Genomic DNA, 16,247 nt, shown 5'->3' with positions numbered 1-16,247 from the left:
TTACGTCAGGATCCGGGCCGAGGATGACGCAAACCTCTTGATCACCGGGGGGAGACGGCGGGAGCGGCCGTCAGGGTGTTGGTGTCGGTGTTCACTGTCGCCCGGGTGCCCACCGGGACCGTCAGCTGGTCCTGGCCGTGGCCGATGGGGAGGCCACCGAGGACCGGCACGCCCAGGTCGCCGAGGCGTTCGGTGAGCACGTCGACGATAGTGGTGTCCCAGCCGTCGCCGCAGTCGGTGAACTGACCGACCGCCACCCCGGCCAGCCCGTCCAGCGCGCCGGCCCGACGAAGGTGGGTGAGCATCCGGTCGACCTTGTACGGGGGTTCCTGCACGTCCTCGATCAACAGCACCGCACCGGTCAGGTCGGGCAGGTCCGGCGTGCCGATCGACGCGGCGATCATGCACAGGTTGCCGCCGAGCAGGGTGCCGGTGGCCTGCCCCGGGACGCGGACGTCGAAGGTCTCCTCGGTGGGCACCGCGCTGATCGTCACCGGCTCGGTGGTCATCAGCGCCGCGTGCAGGGACTCGGCGGAGCGCAGCGGGGTCCGCTCGTCGCGCCAGGCCGCCCCCGGGCCGTGCACGCCGGCCAGCCGGGCGCCCCGCCACAGCGCGAACTGCAACGCGGTGATGTCGGAGAAGCCGGCCACCACCTTCGGATCGCGACGGACGGCGGCCATGTCGATGGCGTCCACGATCCGCTGCACGCCGTACCCACCCCGGGTGCAGATCACCCCTCGGATCTCCGGGTCGGCGAAGGCCACGTTCAGGTCGGCGGCGCGCAGGTCGTCGGTGCCGGCGAGGTAGCCGTGGCGGGCGTACGCGCTCGGGGCCGGCACCGGGCGCAGACCCCAACCGGTGAGCAGTTCGATGCCCCGGGCCACCCGCTCCGGCGAGGTCGGCCCGGACGGCGACACCAGCAGCACCGCGTCACCCGGCACCAGCACGGGTGGGCGGACGGCGGCGGTGGCGTCCTCGCTGATCACAACCGCAGAGCCTAACCACCCCCAGCAGCACGAGCACGCGGGTCCGTGGCGGGGCGTGGCGCGACGCGGCGTACCCGCTAGCCTCGACGGGTGGCAACCGCGCTGGTGATCGAGAACGACCCGACGGATGACGCCCGCCGGCTGGGCGAATGGCTGACCGAGGCCGGGCTGGAGCTGTGGGTGGTCCGCCCGCACGCCGGCGACGAACTCCCCGCCGACCTGGAGGGGTACGCGGCGCTGGTGGTGCTCGGCGGCGACCAGCAGGCGTACCCGCTGCCGGACGGCTCGCCCGGCGCACCGTGGTTTCCGGCCGTGGAGGGGCTGCTGCGCAAGGCGGTCCGGCACCGGGTGCCGACCCTGGCCGTCTGCCTGGGCGCCCAACTGCTCGCCACCGCGCACGCCGGCCTCGTCGAGCGCAGCCCGTCCGGGCCGGAGATCGGCCCCGGCGTGGTCGGTCGACGCGACGCCGCCGAGAACGACCCGCTGTTCCGGTACGTGCCGTTGATCCCGGACGTCCTCCAGTGGCACGCCGACGAGATCACCGAACTGCCCCGGGGCGCGACCCTGCTGGCCGCGTCGACCCGCTACCCGCACCAGGCGTTCCGGCTCGGTGACCGGGCCTGGGGCCTGCAGTTCCACATCGAGTGCGACGCCGCCATGATCGCCGACTGGTCCACCGACTCGGCCCAACTCGCCGAGCTGGGCTACGACCCGGAGCTGGTGGTGGCGGCCTGCGCCTCGGTGCTGCCCGACATCGAGGAGGTCTGGCAACCGTTCGCCGCCCGGTTCGCCGCCCTCGCACTCGGCGAGCTGGACGACAGCACGATGCGGCGCGGCCTGCCGCTGCTCGGGCACTGATGAGCAGGCCGACCAGGGCACCGGGCCGGCTCGCCCGCTACGGCTTCGGCACCGCCGACGGTGACGGCGGGGCACGCGCCGCGGACCTGCTCGGCCCGGACGGGCTGCGGCTGTGGCGGGCGCAGGAGCAGGAGCCGACCGACGAGCCGGCCGGGGAGTTGCTCGCCGCGCTGTCCCGGGCCGCCGACCCGGACCTGGCGCTACGCCAGCTGCACCGCATCGTCGAGGCCGAACGCCGCACGACCGACGGCAACGCCGGATCGCCGCTGCTCGCCGAGCTGCACGCCGACCCGGGGCTGCGACGGCGACTCATCGCGGTGCTCGGTGCCTCGGCGGCACTCGGCGACCACCTGGTGGCGAACCCCGAGCACTGCGCGGAGCTGCGCACCGGCCCGGACGGGCTCGCCCCGATCGCCGAGGGGCGGCTGGAACCGACCGACGGTGGCAACCCGGTGGCGGCGCTGCGCTCCGCGTACCGGTTGGCGTTGCTGCGGATCGCGGCCGCGGACCTGACCGGCGGGCGCGGCCTGGAGCAGACCATGGCCGCGCTCTCCGCGCTGGCCGACGCGACACTGGCCGCCGCGTACGAGATCGCGGTCACGGAGCTGGCGGACGGCACCGAGCGGCCCCGGCTCGCCGTGGTGGCGATGGGCAAGTGCGGTGGTGGCGAGCTGAACTACGTCTCCGACGTGGACGTCATCTTCGTCGCCGCCGAGGACGCCGACCTGCCCGCCGCCACCCTGGTGGCGACCCGGCTGATCTCCATCTGCGGGATGGTCGCCTGGCCGGTGGACGCCGCGCTGCGCCCCGAGGGCAACCGTGGCCCGCTGGTGCGGACCCTCGCCAGCCACCTCGCCTACTACCGGCGGTGGGCGCGCACCTGGGAGTTCCAGGCGCTGCTCAAGGCCCGCCCGGCCGCCGGTGACCTGCCGCTGGCCCAGGAGTGGATCGACCAGCTCGCGCCGCTGGTGTGGCGGGCCGCCGAACGGCCCGAGGCGGTCGAGGACGTGCGTGCCATGCGCCGCCGCATCATCGACCACATCCCGCCGAAAGAGCTGGAACGCGAGATCAAGCGCGGCCCCGGCGGGCTGCGCGACATCGAGTTCGCCGTCCAGCTGTTGCAACTCGTGCACGGTCGCGGCGACGAGACGCTGCGGGAACCGGGCACCATCCCGGCGCTGCGCGCGCTCGTCGCCGGCGGCTACGTCGGTCGCGCCGACGGCGAAGCGCTGCTGCGCGGCTACCGCTTCCTGCGCGCCGTCGAGCACCGGCTGCAACTACAGGGCCTACGCCGTACCCACACCGTGCCCACCGAGCCGGGCGCGCTGCGGTGGCTCGCCGCCGCGCTGGGATTCACGGCCACGCCGGGCCGCAGCGCCGTGGAGAGCTTCCGGGCCGAGTGGGTCACCCACGCCGCCGAGGTACGCCGGCTGCACGCCAAACTGCTCTACCGGCCGCTGCTGGAGTCGGTGGCCCGGGTGCCGGCCGACGGGCTGCGGCTCACCCCCGAGGCGGCCCGGCACCGGCTGGAGATCCTCGGTTTCGCCGACCCGGCCGGGGCGCTGCGGCACCTGCAGGCGCTCACCGGCGGGGTGAGTCGCACAGCGGCCATCCAGCGGACCCTGCTGCCGGTGCTGCTCAGCGAGTTCGCCGACGCGCCGGAACCGGACCGGGGGCTGCTCAACTACCGCAAGGTCTCCGACAAACTCGGCAGCACCCCCTGGTATCTGCGCCTGCTGCGCGACGGCGGCCCGGTCGCCCGGCGGCTGGCCCGGGTCCTCTCGCTGTCCCGGTACGTCGCCGACCTGCTCGCCCGCGACCCGGAGGCGCTGCGGCTGCTGGCCGAGGAGAACGAGCTGGTTCCGCGCTCCCGAGCCGTGCTCCGGGAGGGATTCCTCGCGGCAGCGGGCCGGCACACCGACCCGGTCGAGGCGACCAGCGCGGTGCGCGCGCTGCGGCGTCGGGAGCTGGTCCGGGTGGCCTGCGCCGACGTGCTCTGCCGCGCGGGTTCGCTCGCACCCACCCCCGCCCGGCCGGACGACCCGAACCGGCCGGCTCCCGGCCTGTCCGACATCACCCAGGTCGGCACGGCACTCGCCGGCGTCACCGACGCGACCCTGGCCGCCGCGCTGCGCGCCGCCCAGGCGAGCCAGCCCGCGCCGGACGGGCTGCGGTTCGCGGTGATCGGCATGGGACGGCTCGGCGGGTACGAGTCGAACTACCTCTCCGACGCCGACGTCCTCTTCGTCTACGACCCACCCGCCGGGACCAGCGAGAGCGCCGCCAGTGCCGCCGCGCACGCGATCGCGGAGGAGTTGCGCCGACTGCTCGGCGTGCCCGCGCCCGACCCGCCGCTCGGCGTCGACGCCGACCTGCGCCCGGAGGGCCGGCAGGGTCCGCTGGTGCGCAGCATCGCCGCGTACGCGGCGTACTACGCCCGCTGGTCGCGGGTGTGGGAGGCGCAGGCGCTGCTGCGCGCCCGGTTCGTCTGTGGCGACGCGGATCTGGGCGCCGAGTTCGAGGCGATGATCGACCCGGTGCGCTATCCGGCCGACGGGCTGACCCGTGAGCAGGTCGTCGAGATCCGGCGGATCAAGGCCCGGGTGGAGACCGAACGGCTGCCCCGGGGCGCCGACCCGGCCACCCACACCAAGCTGGGCCGGGGAGGGCTCGCCGACGTGGAGTGGGCCGTGCAGCTCGTCCAGCTCCGGCACGCCGGCGCGATCCCGGCGCTGCGCGGCACGCGTACCCTCGACGCCCTCGCGGCCGCCGCCGACGCCGGCCTGATCGACCCGGCGGACGCCGTGGAGATGGCCGCCGGCTGGTCCCTGGCCGCGCAGGTCCGCAACGCGTTGATGCTGGTCCGGGGTCGGGCCGGTGACCAGTTGCCCCGGCACGGCGTGGAGTTGGCCGGCGTGGTCCGGCTGCTCGGCCGCGACGATCCGGGGGAGTTCCTCGACGAGTACCTGCGCGTCGGGCGACGCTCCCGCGCCGCTACCGAACGGGTCCTCGATGCCTGACGCGTCGCCCCGCACGGTGGGGCGGCGCACCGGCTGGGCGGCGGCGACCGGTGTCGCGGTGGTGCTCGCCGTCGCGTTCCTCGTCGCGCCGCGGATGGGCACCGACCTCGCGGCGCAGGTGGCCCGCGCCGAGTTCGCCGACCGCTACGGTGCGACGCCGATCGACCTCGGCTGGTACGGCGGCGTCAACCAGTACGGCTACAGCCTGTTCACGGCCCGGCTGGGCGCGCTGGTCGGGGTACGTCCACTGGGGGCACTCGCCGCCGTGCTCGGCGCGTTCGCGCTGGCCTGGCTGTTCGTCCGGAACCGGGCCCGACGCCCACTGCTGGCCGGCGTCCTCGGTGCCGTGGTCCTGGTCGGCAACCTGGCGAGCGGACGGATCACCTTCGCCGTCGGGCTGACGTTGGGGCTGCTGGCCCTCTGCGCCGTCAGCACCGAACGCCCACCGCGTCCGGTCCGGTTGGCGCTCGCCGCCGGCTGCGCTGCCCTGGCGACGGCGGCGAGTCCGGTCGCCGGCCTGTTCACCGGGCTGGCCGGCGCGGCGTTGCTGCTGGCCGCCCTGCGACGCGGCGACGGACCGGGGCGTGCGCTGGCCGGTGGATGGCGGGCCGAGGGTCCACTGGCGGAGGGTTTCGTCCTGGCCCTGGCGCCGATCGTCACCCTGGCGCCGATCGCGGTCCTCTTCGGCAACGGCGGCACCCAGCCGTACTCGGCCGAGTCGATGCGGATCAACGTCGCGCTCGCCGTGCTGGTGGCGGTTCTGCTGCCGCGCCGCCGCCGGGTGCTGCGGGTCGGCGCGGTACTCACCGTGCTGCTCCTGGTCGGGGCCTACTACGTGCCCAGCCCGATCGGCTCCAACGCGCTGCGTCTGCCGCTGCTCTTCGCGCTGCCCGTGCTGGCCGGGTACGCGCCGCTGCCCGGCCCGTGGCTGGCCGGGCTGCTCGCCGCGACGGTGTGGTGGCAGTCCCCGGTGATGACGAGCGACGTCACCCGGGCCGGCGCCCCGGAGAGCGCGCCGGCGTTCCACCGCCCGCTCGTCGAGGAACTGCAACGCCGCCAGCCCGTCGGACGGGTCGAGGTGGTGCCGCTGCGCGACCACTGGGAGTCCGCGTACCTGCCACCGACGGTGCCGTTGGCCCGTGGTTGGGAACGCCAGGTCGACAGCGATCGCCACGCGCTGTTCTACGACGGCACCCTGAGCGCGCAGACCTACCAGCGGTGGCTCCACGACGAGGCGGTGACCTACGTGGCGATCGCCCTGGACGCTCCCGCCGACCGGTGGGGTCGGGACGAGGCCGCGTTGATCCGCGCCGGCCTGCCGTACCTGCGGGAGGTCTGGCGCGACCCGACCTGGCGGCTGTACGCCGTGGCCGACCCGACGCCGCTGGTCGGCGCACCCGGCCGGCTCGTCGCCAGCGACCGGGGCTCGGTCCGCCTGACCGCCGCGCCCGGCGACGTGCCGGTGCGGGTGCGGTGGTCACGCTGGCTGTCGCTGAGCGGCCCGGACGGCTGCGTGCGACAGGGCCCGGACGGGTGGACCGAGGTGCGGGTCCGCTCGGCCGGCGACTACACGATCTCCAGCAGTCTGGCCCCCACCCGGCACTGCTGACGGTGCCTGCCGTCGCCCCCGGGCCGGGGTGCTGGCAGCATGTCGGGCGTGCCTTCCCACCTCGCGCGCTGGACCGGCCTGGCCGGCTCGACGTTGCTCGCGCTGTCCGCGTTCCTCGGGGGAGCCTTCCCCAGCGGCCCGCTGCGCAGCACCCCGGTCAGCATCTGGCAGGGCCCCGACGGGCCACTGGTCCTGGCCGCCTGGCTGGTCGGCACCGGCCTGCTGGCGTACGCCTGGTGGGCGCTGCGCGACGGAGTGCCGTCGACCCGGTGGGCGCTGGTCACCGTGGGACTGTGGCTGCTGCCGCTGCTCGTCGCGCCCCCCTTCGGCAGCCGCGACGTGTACGCGTACGCCTGCCAGGGCGCCAGCTTCGCCGGCGGCATCAGCCCCTACGAGCACGGTGTCTCCGCGCTGCCCTGCCCCTGGCTGGACACGGTCTCCGTCATCTGGCGGGACACCCCGGCGCCGTACGGGCCGCTGTTCGTGCTCATCGCGGGTGCGGTGGTCGAGGTCACCGGATCGTTGAACGCCAGCATCGTGCTGTTCCGTGCCCTCTCGCTGGTCGGCGTGGCGGTGACCGCGTGGGCGCTGCCGGTGCTTGCCCGCCGGGCCGGGGTTCCGGCCGGCCGGGCGGTGTGGCTGGCGCTGGGCTGCCCGCTGGTCGCCGCCCACCTGATCGGCGGTCCCCACAACGACATACTGATGCTCGCCGCGCTGGTCGGAGGGCTGGCCGTGGTGGCCTCCCACCCGGGCCGGCGCGGAATGCTGCTGGTCGGCGGGCTGCTCCTCGGCGTCGCCGTGGCGATCAAGGTCACCGCCGTGGTGGTGGTCCCGTTCGCCGCGCTCGCGGCCACCGCCGGGCCGTACCGGATCCGGACCCTGATCCGCGACGGCGGCTGGGTGGTCGGCGGGGCCGTCGCCGCCGTCGTGGGAGTGACGGTCGCCGGCGGGCTCGACTTCGGCTGGATCGGCGGGCTGTCCCAGGGCGGCGCCGCCATCGCCTGGACCTCCCCGCCCACCGCCATCGGGCAGACCATCGGTTACCTCGCGGTGCCGTTCGGCGGTCACGTCGACGCGGTGCCGGTGACCCGGGGGATCGCCGTGGTGCTGCTGGCCGCCCTGCTCGTCTGGCTCTGGTGGCGGGCCCGCACCCGGGACCCGCTGTTCTACGCCGGCCTCGCGCTCGCCGTGACGATCGCGCTCTCGCCGGTGGTGCACCCCTGGTACTGGACGTGGCCGTTGTTCGTGCTGGCCGCCACCGCCCGGCGTACCGGATGGTTCGTCGTGGTCGCCCTTGTCGCGTCGTTCCTGATCCTGCCGGACGGCACCGGTCTGCCCCGCTACACCAAGACGGTCGGGGCGCCGCTGATGACGCTGTTGGTGATCGTGGTGGTCGTCCGGTTGGTACGGTCGGCTCGGGCGACCCGCCAGCCGGTCGCCGCCGACTGAGGGAAGGTGCGCCGGTGACCACTCCCGGCCCGCCTGGCTCGTCTGGCCCGCCGGACTCGCTCGGCCCGGCTGGTGTGGTGGCGGCTGGTTCGGTGGCGGCGTCGGGTGCGCGGTACGTCGGCCTGGCCGGCGCGGTCCTGCTCGCCGTGGCCGGACACCTCGGCGGGGCGCTGCCCGACGCCCCGCTCGGCGTGACGCCGGCGTCGATCTGGCGAGCCCCGGACGGCCCGGCGACGCTGACCTGCTGGCTGGTCGGCACTGCGTTGCTGGTCGGCGCGTGGTGGTCGTTGCGCGACGGTGCCCCGTCGACAGGGTGGGCGTACGTCACCGCCGGGCTGTGGGCGCTGCCGCTGCTGGTCGCGCCCCCGATGGGCAGCCGGGACGTCTACTCGTACGCCTGCCAGGGCTGGACGTACGCGCACGGCGTCGACCCGTACGCGGTGGGGGTGGCGGCGGCCGGCTGCCCGTGGGTGGACACGGTCGCGCCGATCTGGCGGGACACCGCAGCACCGTACGGGCCGGTGTTCGTCCTGCTCGCGGCGTTCGCGGTGAGCCTCGGTGGCGGGTTGACCGGCACGCTGGTGATGCTGCGGGTGATCGCCGTGGCGGGGCTGCTGCTGGCCGCGTTCTGCCTGCCCGGTCTGGCCAGGGCAGTCGGGGTGCCGACCCGGCGGGCGGCCTGGCTGGCGCTGGCCGGGCCACTGGTCGGCGTGCACCTCATCGCCGGGGCGCACAACGACGCGGTGATGCTGGGTCTGCTGCTCTGCGGGCTGCTGGTGGCGATCCGGCGACCGGGTTGGCCGGCGGCGCTGCTGCTGGCCGGAGCGCTGCTCGGGCTGGCGGTCACGGTGAAGGCCACTGCCGTGGTGGTGGTGCCGTTCGCCGTGCTCGCCGGGGTGCGGCGCCCGTACACAGTGCGGGCGCTGGTGCGCGACGGCGGCTGGCTGGCCGGAGGGCTCGTCGGCGCGGTGCTGGTCACCTCGGTGCTGTCCGGTCTCGGGTTCGGCTGGGTGGGCGGGCTGACGCACAGCGGTGACTCCGAGCAGTGGACGTCGCCGCCCACCGCCGTCGGCTTCGTGGTGGACTACGCCGGCGCGCTGGCCGGCCGGGACCCGCAGGCGGTGCCGGTGACACGGGCGGTCGCGCTGCTGCTGCTCGTGGGGGTGCTGGTGGTGCTCTGGTGGCGATCCTGGCGGCACCTGCGCAGGCTGAACGAGATTGCGTGTCCTCCGGCGGAGCGCTTGCGGGTGGTGCTGCACGGCGCGGCGTTGGCGCTGGTCGCCACTGTCGTCCTGTCCCCGGTCTTCCATCCCTGGTACGCGACCTGGCCGCTGGCGCTGCTCGCGCTGACCGCCCTACGGACGACGTGGTACGCGCTCCCGGCCGCCGTGGCGGCCTTCCTGGCCCTGCCCGACGGCACCAACCTGGCCCGCTTCACCAAGGCCCCCGGCGCGCTGGCGATGACGGCCCTGCTCCTGACCATGCTCGTGTTGGTACTCCGACGGGCTCGGGCCTAGCCCAAGATCCGCCCAACTTCGGGGAAAGTGCTGCCTTCAGCGCATCGGAGGCAGCAACATCCCCGAAACTGCGCGGAACTTGCGGCGGCGCGGCGCGGCGCGGCGCGGTCGGGGGTGTGAGACGGGCCGGGCCGGCTCCGCGGTGAGCGGAGCCGGCCCGGCCGGTGTGCGATGCGACTGCTCAGCAGTCGTAGTACATGGCGAACTCGTGCGGGGTCGGGCGCAGGCGCACCGGGTCGACCTCGTTGGCGCGCTTCCAGTCGACCCAGGTGGAGATCAGGTCGGGGGTGAAGACGCCGCCGTCGAGCAGGTAGTCGTGGTCGGCCTCCAGGGAGTCGAGCACGGCCGGCAGCGAGCCCGGCACCTGCTTGACGTCGCCCCACTCCTCCGGCGGGAGGTCGTAGAGGTCCTTGTCGATCGGCGTCGGCGGCTCGATCTTGCTCTTGATGCCGTCCAGGCCGGCCATCATCATGGCCGAGAAGGCCAGGTAGACGTTGGCCGACGGGTCCGGAACGCGGAACTCGACGCGCTTGGCCTTCGGGTTGCTGCCGGTCACCGGGATGCGGGTGCAGGCGGACCGGTTGCGCTGCGAGTAGACCAGGTTGACCGGCGCCTCGAAGCCCGGCACCAGGCGGCGGTACGAGTTGACCGTCGGGTTGGTGAAGGCCAGCAGCGACGGCGCGTGGTGCAGCAGACCGCCGATGTACCAGCGGGCGGTGTCCGACAGGCCGGCGTAGCCGGTCTCGTCGTAGAACAGCGGCTCACCGTTGAGCCAGAGGCTCTGGTGGGTGTGCATGCCGGAGCCGTTGTCACCGAACAGCGGCTTGGGCATGAACGTCGCGGTCTTGCCGTTGGCCCAGGCCTCGTTCTTCACGATGTACTTGAAGAGCTGGAGCTGGTCACCGGCGTGCAGCAGCGTCGAGAACTTGTAGTTGATCTCGGCCTGCCCGGCGGTGCCGACCTCGTGGTGCGAGCGCTCCACGGTGAAGCCGGTGTCGACGAGCCGGCGCACGATCGAGTCGCGCAGGTCGGCGTAGTGGTCGACCGGGGGCACCGGGAAGTAGCCGCCCTTGTACGCGGTCTTGTAGCCCCGGTTGCCGCCCTCCTCCTCGCGGCCGGTGTTCCAGGCGCCCTCGATCGAGTCGATGTAGTAGAACGACTGGTTCGCCGAGGTCTCGTGGCGGATCGAGTCGAAGATGTAGAACTCCGCCTCGGCGCCGAAGTAGGCGGTGTCGGCGATGCCGCTGGCCGCCAGGTACGCCTCGGCCTTCTTCGCCACGTTACGCGGGTCGCGGGTGTAGGCCTCGCGGGTGAACGGGTCGTGGATGAAGAAGTTGAGCGCGAGAGTCTTCTGCGCCCGGAACGGGTCGATGAACGCGGTGGCGACATCCGGGAGCAGGAGCATGTCCGACTCGTGGATCGCCTGGAAACCGCGGATCGACGAACCGTCGAACGCGAGGCCGTCAGTGAAGAGGTCGTCGTTGACGGACTCGACCGGCAGGTTGAAGTGCTGCATCACGCCGGGCAGGTCACAGAAACGAACGTCGACGAACTTCACGTCCTCGTTCTTGAGGTATCGCAGCAGTTCCTCGGGATTGGCGAACACACATCCTCCTGGCACGTCCACTGGGTGGCTAGGCTTCTGGCGACGCTATGGCCGGGGGGTTGCCCGGTCGTGTCTCCGTTGTTTCTGCCGTGTTACGTCCCGCGAGTGGCGTCGGCGACGCTCTCGTCGACGCCTCGGCCCGCTGTGAACGCCGCAGCGACTGTGCCAGTCTAATGACATCTGATGTGATTGGCCTGAATCGGCACACAGTGGCGGCGGCACTCGCCAAGCCCTCATCCCGGCGCGGATACCCTTGACCGCTGTGACCAATCCGCACCCCCCGGCAGCGCCGGCCACCGACCCCACCTTCACCCCGCCGACCCTCGGGCGACGTTTCGGGGCGCTGATCATCGACTGGGTGCTCTGCCTGCTGGTGTCCAACTTCTTCGCCGACCCGGTACGCGACGGCTGGGCTCCGGTGCTGGTGCTGGTGCTGGTCTACGGCTTCTTCCTCGGCTTGTTCGCCCAGACGCCCGGCATGTACATCACGAAGGTCCGCTGCGTGAACTGGCACGACGGCGGCCGGATCGGAGTGCTCCGAGGGCTGATCCGGGGCCTGCTGCTGGCCCTCGTCGTCCCCGCGCTGATCATGGACGAGCACCGTCGGGGCCTGCACGACCGGCTTGCCGACTCGGTCATCGTCGACGCACCCCGCGGCTGACCGACGTCTCGGCGACCCCGAGGCGGCCGAGCCCGCCGCTGCGCCCCGAGGCGGCCGAGCCCGCCGCTGCGCCCCCAGGCGGCCGAGCCCGCCTCGGCGACCCCAAGATCGTTGCTAGACCTGCCTCGGCGACCCCAAGATCGTGCTCGTTCTTTGTTGTAGTGGTGTCGGTGTGTTGGTGAGGCCACTACTTCCTGGTTTGTGCATGATCTTGGCGCGGGGCGCGGGGCGCGGGGCGCGGGGCGCGGGGCGCGGGGCGCGGGGCGCGGGGCGCGGGGCGCGGGGCGCGGGGCGCGGGGCGCGGGGCGCGGGGCGCGGGGCGCGAGGGCGCGAGGGCGCGAGGGCGCGAGGGCGCGAGGGCGCGAAAGAGCCGGGCCCGCACGGGTCCGGCTCTTGTCGGCGTACGGCGGAGGGGTCAGCGACCCCGCGACTGGCGGAAGGCGCCCGGCGGCCGCATGTTCTTCGGGATCGCACCCTTGGGCATCTGCGGTCGCGCGGTGAGCGCCTTGAGCCGCTTGTCCAGCGAGTTGACGTCCTTGCCGGAGAGGGCGCGGGGCAGGCGTAGGAGCGTGGTCCGGAGCTTGCGGATCGGCAGTTCGCCCTCCTCCTGCCCGATCACGTAGTCGTGCAGGGGAGCGGAGCCGATCACCTTGGACAGCCGCCGCTTCTCCTGCCCGAGCAGGCCGCGCACCCGCTGCGGGTTGCCTTCGGCCAGCAGGATCACGCCGGGGCGGCCGATCACCAGGTGGACCATGTCCATCTGGGTGGTCGAGCTGACCGCCGGGGTCACCCGCCAGTCGCCGCGCATGTTCTCCATGATCTGCGCCGCCGCGCCGGGTTGCCCCTCGGCGGCGTTCATCATCGCCTTGTTAGACCGCAGGTTGAGCACGATCAGCACCGCGAGCAGGATGAACAGGATGCCCAGCGGCAGCCAGATCCAGCCCCAGAAGATGACCGCGACCACGGTGAGGGCGAGCGGGATCAGCACCGCCGCGGCGACCAGCGGCGCGAACCACCGGTCCTGCTTGGCGGTGAACTGGAACACCATCCCGATCTGCTTCAGCCGCTGGCCGAACGAGACCTTCTCCTGGGGCTTTGCCATGCCGCAGAGTCTAGTGGTCGCCGCCTGCCCCGTTGATCCGCGTCCGGGTGCCGGGGCAACTGAGTACCTTACGTCGCCTCAGGCGCCCGGACCGGACGTGTAAGGAGGGTGCCGGCCGCGAAGATGAGGCGTCGTGCCCATGCCCGGGTGGGGCCTTCGCGCGAAGAGTCGTCAGCAGAGGACGACGACACGACGAAGGAGTCCCACATGTTCGGCAACGACGCAGACTTCCTGCTCACCCTGCACCGTTCCCACGCGGCCGAGTTGCGCGCCGATGCGGCGGCGGACCGGCTCGCCCGGTCGCTGTCACGGCCGGTCAGCAGAGGTTGGCTGGGTCGGCGTAGGCAGGCCGGCCGCACCGGCGACGCCCGCCGATGACCGCCCCCGCCGCACCGGCCGCCGTGGTCGAGCCGGGTCACCGACCGAGCCCGCTCGCCGCACCGGCCGGTCGACTCGAACCGACCCCGCCGTCCGGGCTTCGGCCGGACGGCGGGGGACCGGGCGGCGGGGGCCGTCATGGCATGCTCGAACCCGTGACCGTACGCGCCGCCAGCTCCGTCCTCGTCGGGCGTCACCGCGAGACCGTGGCACTGCGTGACGCGCTGCGCCGGGCGTGTGCCGGGGAGCCGACCACGGTGCTGGTCGGTGGCGAGGCGGGTGTGGGTAAGACCCGGCTGCTGGAGGAGTTCGCCGGCCGGGCCGTCGACGGCGCGGCCCGGGTGCTCGTCGGGCAGTGCCTGGAGCTGGGCGAGGCGGGCCTGCCGTTCGCTCCGTTCGCGGCCGCGCTGCGCGCGGTGCTCCGCGCCGACGGCCCCGAGGTCTTCGCCGGCTACGAGGCGGAATTCGCGCCGCTGCTGCCGGAGCTGGGCCGGGCGTCCGCAGCGCTGGCCGGCCCGCGCGCCGTCCCGCTCGGTGACGCTCCGCGCGGTTACCTGTTCGACCTGGTCGCCGAGCTGTTCCAGCGGCTGGCTGACGCGCGTCCGTTGGTGCTGGTGATCGAGGATCTGCACTGGGCCGACCGCTCCACCCGGGACCTCATCGGTTTCCTCGTCCGGGCGGCGCGGCCGGGCCGGCTGCTGCTGGTCTGCACCTACCGCACGGACGAGTTGCAGCGCGGGCACCCGCTGCGCCCGTTCCTCGCCGAGCTGGATCGGGCCCGCGGGGTCGAGCGGGTCGAGCTGGGTCGACTGGACCGCGACGGCACCGGCGCGATCCTCGCCGACCTGATCGGCGCCGAGCCCTCCGCCCGGGCCGTCGACGACGTCCACCACCGTACCCAGGGCAACCCCTTCTTCATCGAGGAGTTGGCCGTCGCCGGTGACCCGATCGGCTGCGCGGCGCTCCCCGAGACGCTGCGCGACCTGCTGCTTGCCCGGGTGGAGCGCCTCCCCGAGCCGGCCCAGCGGGTGCTGCGGATCGCCGCAGCCGGGGGCACCCGGTTCGCCCACGATCTGCTCGCCGAGGTCGCCGGGTTGCCCGAGGCCGAGTTGGAGGACGCCTTGCGCGCCGCCGTCGCCGCGCAGCTGGTGGTGGTCGACCGGGACGGCGACTACGAGTTCCGGCACGCGCTGGTCCGCGAGGCCGTACACGACGAGTTGCTGCCCGGTGAGCACGCCCGGCTGCACGCCCGCTTCGCCGCTGCCATCGAGGCGCAGCCGCACCTGGTCGCCGCCGGGCGGGCCCCGGCCGAGATAGCCCACCACTGGCACGCCGCGCACGACCACCCGCGGGCCCTGGTCGCGGCACGGGCCGCGGCGGGTGCCGCCGCCGAGCGGTACGCGTACGCCGAGCAGCGCCGCCTGCTGGAGCGGGCGTTGGAGCTGTGGGAGCTGGTGCCCGACGCCGCCGACCTGCTCGGCATGGACCACCTGGCGTTGCTGGAGCAGACCCTGGACGCCGCGGTCACCGCAGGCGACTTCAGCCGGGCCATCACCCTGACCCGGGCCGGGCTGGCCGAGGTGGACGCCGACGCCGCGCCGCTGCGTGCCTCCCGCCTGCTGGACCAGCGGGGTCGACTGATGGCCCTGCTCGGCAAGAGTGACGGCAGCCGGGAGCTGCATGAGGCGTACCGGCTCGCGGCCGGTGCCCCACGGGGTGCGGAACGTGCCCGGCTGCTGGCCGACATCGCCGCGCACCTGGTCAAGATCGACCCGCAGAAGGCGGCCCGGGTGGCAGCCGAGGCTGCCGTGGACGCCGAGGCGCTCGGTGAACACTCCGCCCTCCTGTCGACGCGGATCGCGCTGCTCTGCCACGGTGAGCGAGACCTGGTCGGAGGGCTGGCCGAGTTGGGTCGGGCGGCCGCCGCCGCCCGTGCGGCGGGGGACGCCCCGACCCTGGTGCTCGCCCTGGTGTTCGAGTCGGACATGCTCTGCGAGCTGGGCCGCTACGCCGAGTCCGCGCAGGCTGCCGAGGCCGGCGTGACCGAAGCGCGGCGGGTGGGGATCAGCCGCTCCACCGGGGCGTACCTGTTGTCCAACCGGGCCGAGGCGCTGATCGCGCTGGGGCGGTGGGACGAGGCCGAGGCGGTGTGCGCGGAGGCCGCCCGGATCGACCTGTCCGGCGTCACCGGGCTGCACTGGCTCCAGCTGAGCGCCGGGCTGCGGCTGGCCCGCGCCCACCCGGGCGCCGACGAGGTGGTCGAGCGGGCCCTCACCTTCCTCGGCCGGCCCTACCTGTGGCCGAACCACCGCCTGCCCCTGCACGAGCTGGCGATCGAGGCCGCGTTGGCCACCGACGACAAGGTCGAGGCGGTACGGGCCGCCCGCGTCGCCGTCGCCGACGGGAGCCTTCCGCAGTTGCCCCGGGAAGGTTGGCCGGTGCTCAGCGCCGTCGCGCGTACCGCAGCCCGGGTCGGTGACCGCGACCTTGCGGTGGCGGTGGCGGCGCTCGCCACCGACCTGCCCGCCCGACACCCGGCGGCGCGGGCCCACGCCGCCCAGGTCACCGCGCTGCTCGCGGTCGGCGACCAGGCGTTGCCGGCGTGGCGCACGGCGGTCGACGCGTGGCGGGCCGACGGGCAGCCCTATCCGCTGGGTCGCGCGTTGGTGGCGCTGGCCGAGGCGGCTGCCGCCGCCGGGGAGCGCGACGAGACGGCGGCGGCGGTCAGCGAGGCCGCCGAGATCGGTCGGCGACTGGGGGCGGTACCGCTGGTCGAGGCGGCCGGCACCCTGGCGCGGCGGGTCGGACTGCGCACCCCGGGGCAGGGCGGGGCGGGCGCCGACCTGCTGACCGCCCGCGAGCGGGAGGTGCTGCGACTGGTCGCCGAGGGGCACAGCAACAGCCGGATCGGCGAACAGCTGTTCATCTCCCCGAAGACGGCAAGCGTGCACGTCTCCCGGATCATCGCGAAGCTGGGCGTGACCAACCGGGTCGAGGCTGCCGCGCTGGCCCACCGCCTCGGCCTGCTCACCGGGCCGGCCGGATCGCAGTGACGCGCACC

At 74.1% G+C, this 16,247-nt stretch carries 11 protein-coding genes; 8 read left to right on the top strand and 3 right to left on the bottom strand.

Going from position 1 to position 16,247, the window contains the following annotated elements; translation table 11 throughout:
• Nucleotides 1-41 precede the first annotated feature (41 nt).
• A complete protein-coding gene (locus O7614_RS25105; protein ID WP_278140902.1) occupies nucleotides 42-986 on the bottom strand; it encodes an LD-carboxypeptidase in 945 nt (314 codons plus the stop codon).
• A gap of 90 nt (nucleotides 987-1,076) precedes the next feature.
• On the opposite strand from O7614_RS25105, the gene O7614_RS25100 reads away from it, so the two are divergent.
• The 5 genes from O7614_RS25100 to mptB (O7614_RS25080) all read left to right on the top strand — a co-directional run bounded on the left by O7614_RS25100 (nucleotide 1,077) and on the right by mptB (O7614_RS25080) (nucleotide 9,439).
• Nucleotides 1,077-1,844, top strand: coding sequence for a type 1 glutamine amidotransferase (locus tag O7614_RS25100; protein ID WP_278140901.1), 768 nt, complete (start codon nucleotides 1,077-1,079; stop codon nucleotides 1,842-1,844).
• Nucleotides 1,844-4,864, top strand: coding sequence for a bifunctional [glutamine synthetase] adenylyltransferase/[glutamine synthetase]-adenylyl-L-tyrosine phosphorylase (locus O7614_RS25095; protein WP_278140899.1), 3,021 nt, complete (start codon nucleotides 1,844-1,846; stop codon nucleotides 4,862-4,864). The genes O7614_RS25100 and O7614_RS25095 overlap by 1 nt, the downstream gene beginning before the upstream one ends.
• Nucleotides 4,857-6,473, top strand: a complete 1,617-nt coding sequence (locus tag O7614_RS25090) for a hypothetical protein (protein WP_278140898.1) — start codon at nucleotides 4,857-4,859, stop codon at nucleotides 6,471-6,473. The genes O7614_RS25095 and O7614_RS25090 overlap by 8 nt, the downstream gene beginning before the upstream one ends.
• Nucleotides 6,474-6,521: 48 nt before the next feature.
• Nucleotides 6,522-7,922, top strand: a complete 1,401-nt coding sequence (gene mptB, locus O7614_RS25085; protein WP_278140897.1) for a polyprenol phosphomannose-dependent alpha 1,6 mannosyltransferase MptB — start codon at nucleotides 6,522-6,524, stop codon at nucleotides 7,920-7,922.
• Between the two features lie 92 nt (nucleotides 7,923-8,014).
• Nucleotides 8,015-9,439 carry a polyprenol phosphomannose-dependent alpha 1,6 mannosyltransferase MptB gene (gene mptB / locus O7614_RS25080; protein ID WP_278142374.1) on the top strand — a complete coding sequence of 475 codons (1,425 nt, stop codon included), beginning with the start codon at nucleotides 8,015-8,017 and terminating at the stop codon, nucleotides 9,437-9,439.
• Between the two features lie 181 nt (nucleotides 9,440-9,620).
• Here mptB (O7614_RS25080) and glnA read toward each other — a convergent pair whose 3' ends face one another.
• A complete protein-coding gene (gene glnA, locus O7614_RS25075) occupies nucleotides 9,621-11,045 on the bottom strand; it encodes a type I glutamate--ammonia ligase (protein WP_278140896.1) in 1,425 nt (474 codons plus the stop codon).
• Between the two features lie 262 nt (nucleotides 11,046-11,307).
• On the opposite strand from glnA, the gene O7614_RS25070 reads away from it, so the two are divergent.
• On the top strand, nucleotides 11,308-11,706 hold the full coding sequence (locus tag O7614_RS25070) for an RDD family protein (protein ID WP_278140895.1): 399 nt from the start codon (nucleotides 11,308-11,310) through the stop codon (nucleotides 11,704-11,706).
• Between the two features lie 415 nt (nucleotides 11,707-12,121).
• Here O7614_RS25070 and O7614_RS25065 read toward each other — a convergent pair whose 3' ends face one another.
• Nucleotides 12,122-12,808, bottom strand: coding sequence for a DUF4191 domain-containing protein (locus tag O7614_RS25065; RefSeq protein ID WP_130403179.1), 687 nt, complete (start codon nucleotides 12,806-12,808; stop codon nucleotides 12,122-12,124).
• Nucleotides 12,809-13,015: 207 nt separating this feature from the next.
• Between O7614_RS25065 and O7614_RS25060 the strand changes: the two genes are divergently transcribed.
• Entirely contained in the window at nucleotides 13,016-13,186 is a 171-nt protein-coding gene (locus tag O7614_RS25060) for a hypothetical protein (protein WP_269682985.1), read from the top strand.
• Between the two features lie 155 nt (nucleotides 13,187-13,341).
• On the top strand, nucleotides 13,342-16,239 hold the full coding sequence (locus tag O7614_RS25055; RefSeq protein ID WP_278140894.1) for a helix-turn-helix transcriptional regulator: 2,898 nt from the start codon (nucleotides 13,342-13,344) through the stop codon (nucleotides 16,237-16,239).
• Nucleotides 16,240-16,247: the final 8 nt, after the last annotated feature.

This window comes from Micromonospora sp. WMMD961, assembly GCF_029626145.1.
Classification (GTDB): domain Bacteria; phylum Actinomycetota; class Actinomycetes; order Mycobacteriales; family Micromonosporaceae; genus Micromonospora.
The sequence above is the reverse complement of the archived record's forward strand: the minus strand, read 5'-3'. Positions and strand labels throughout refer to the sequence as shown.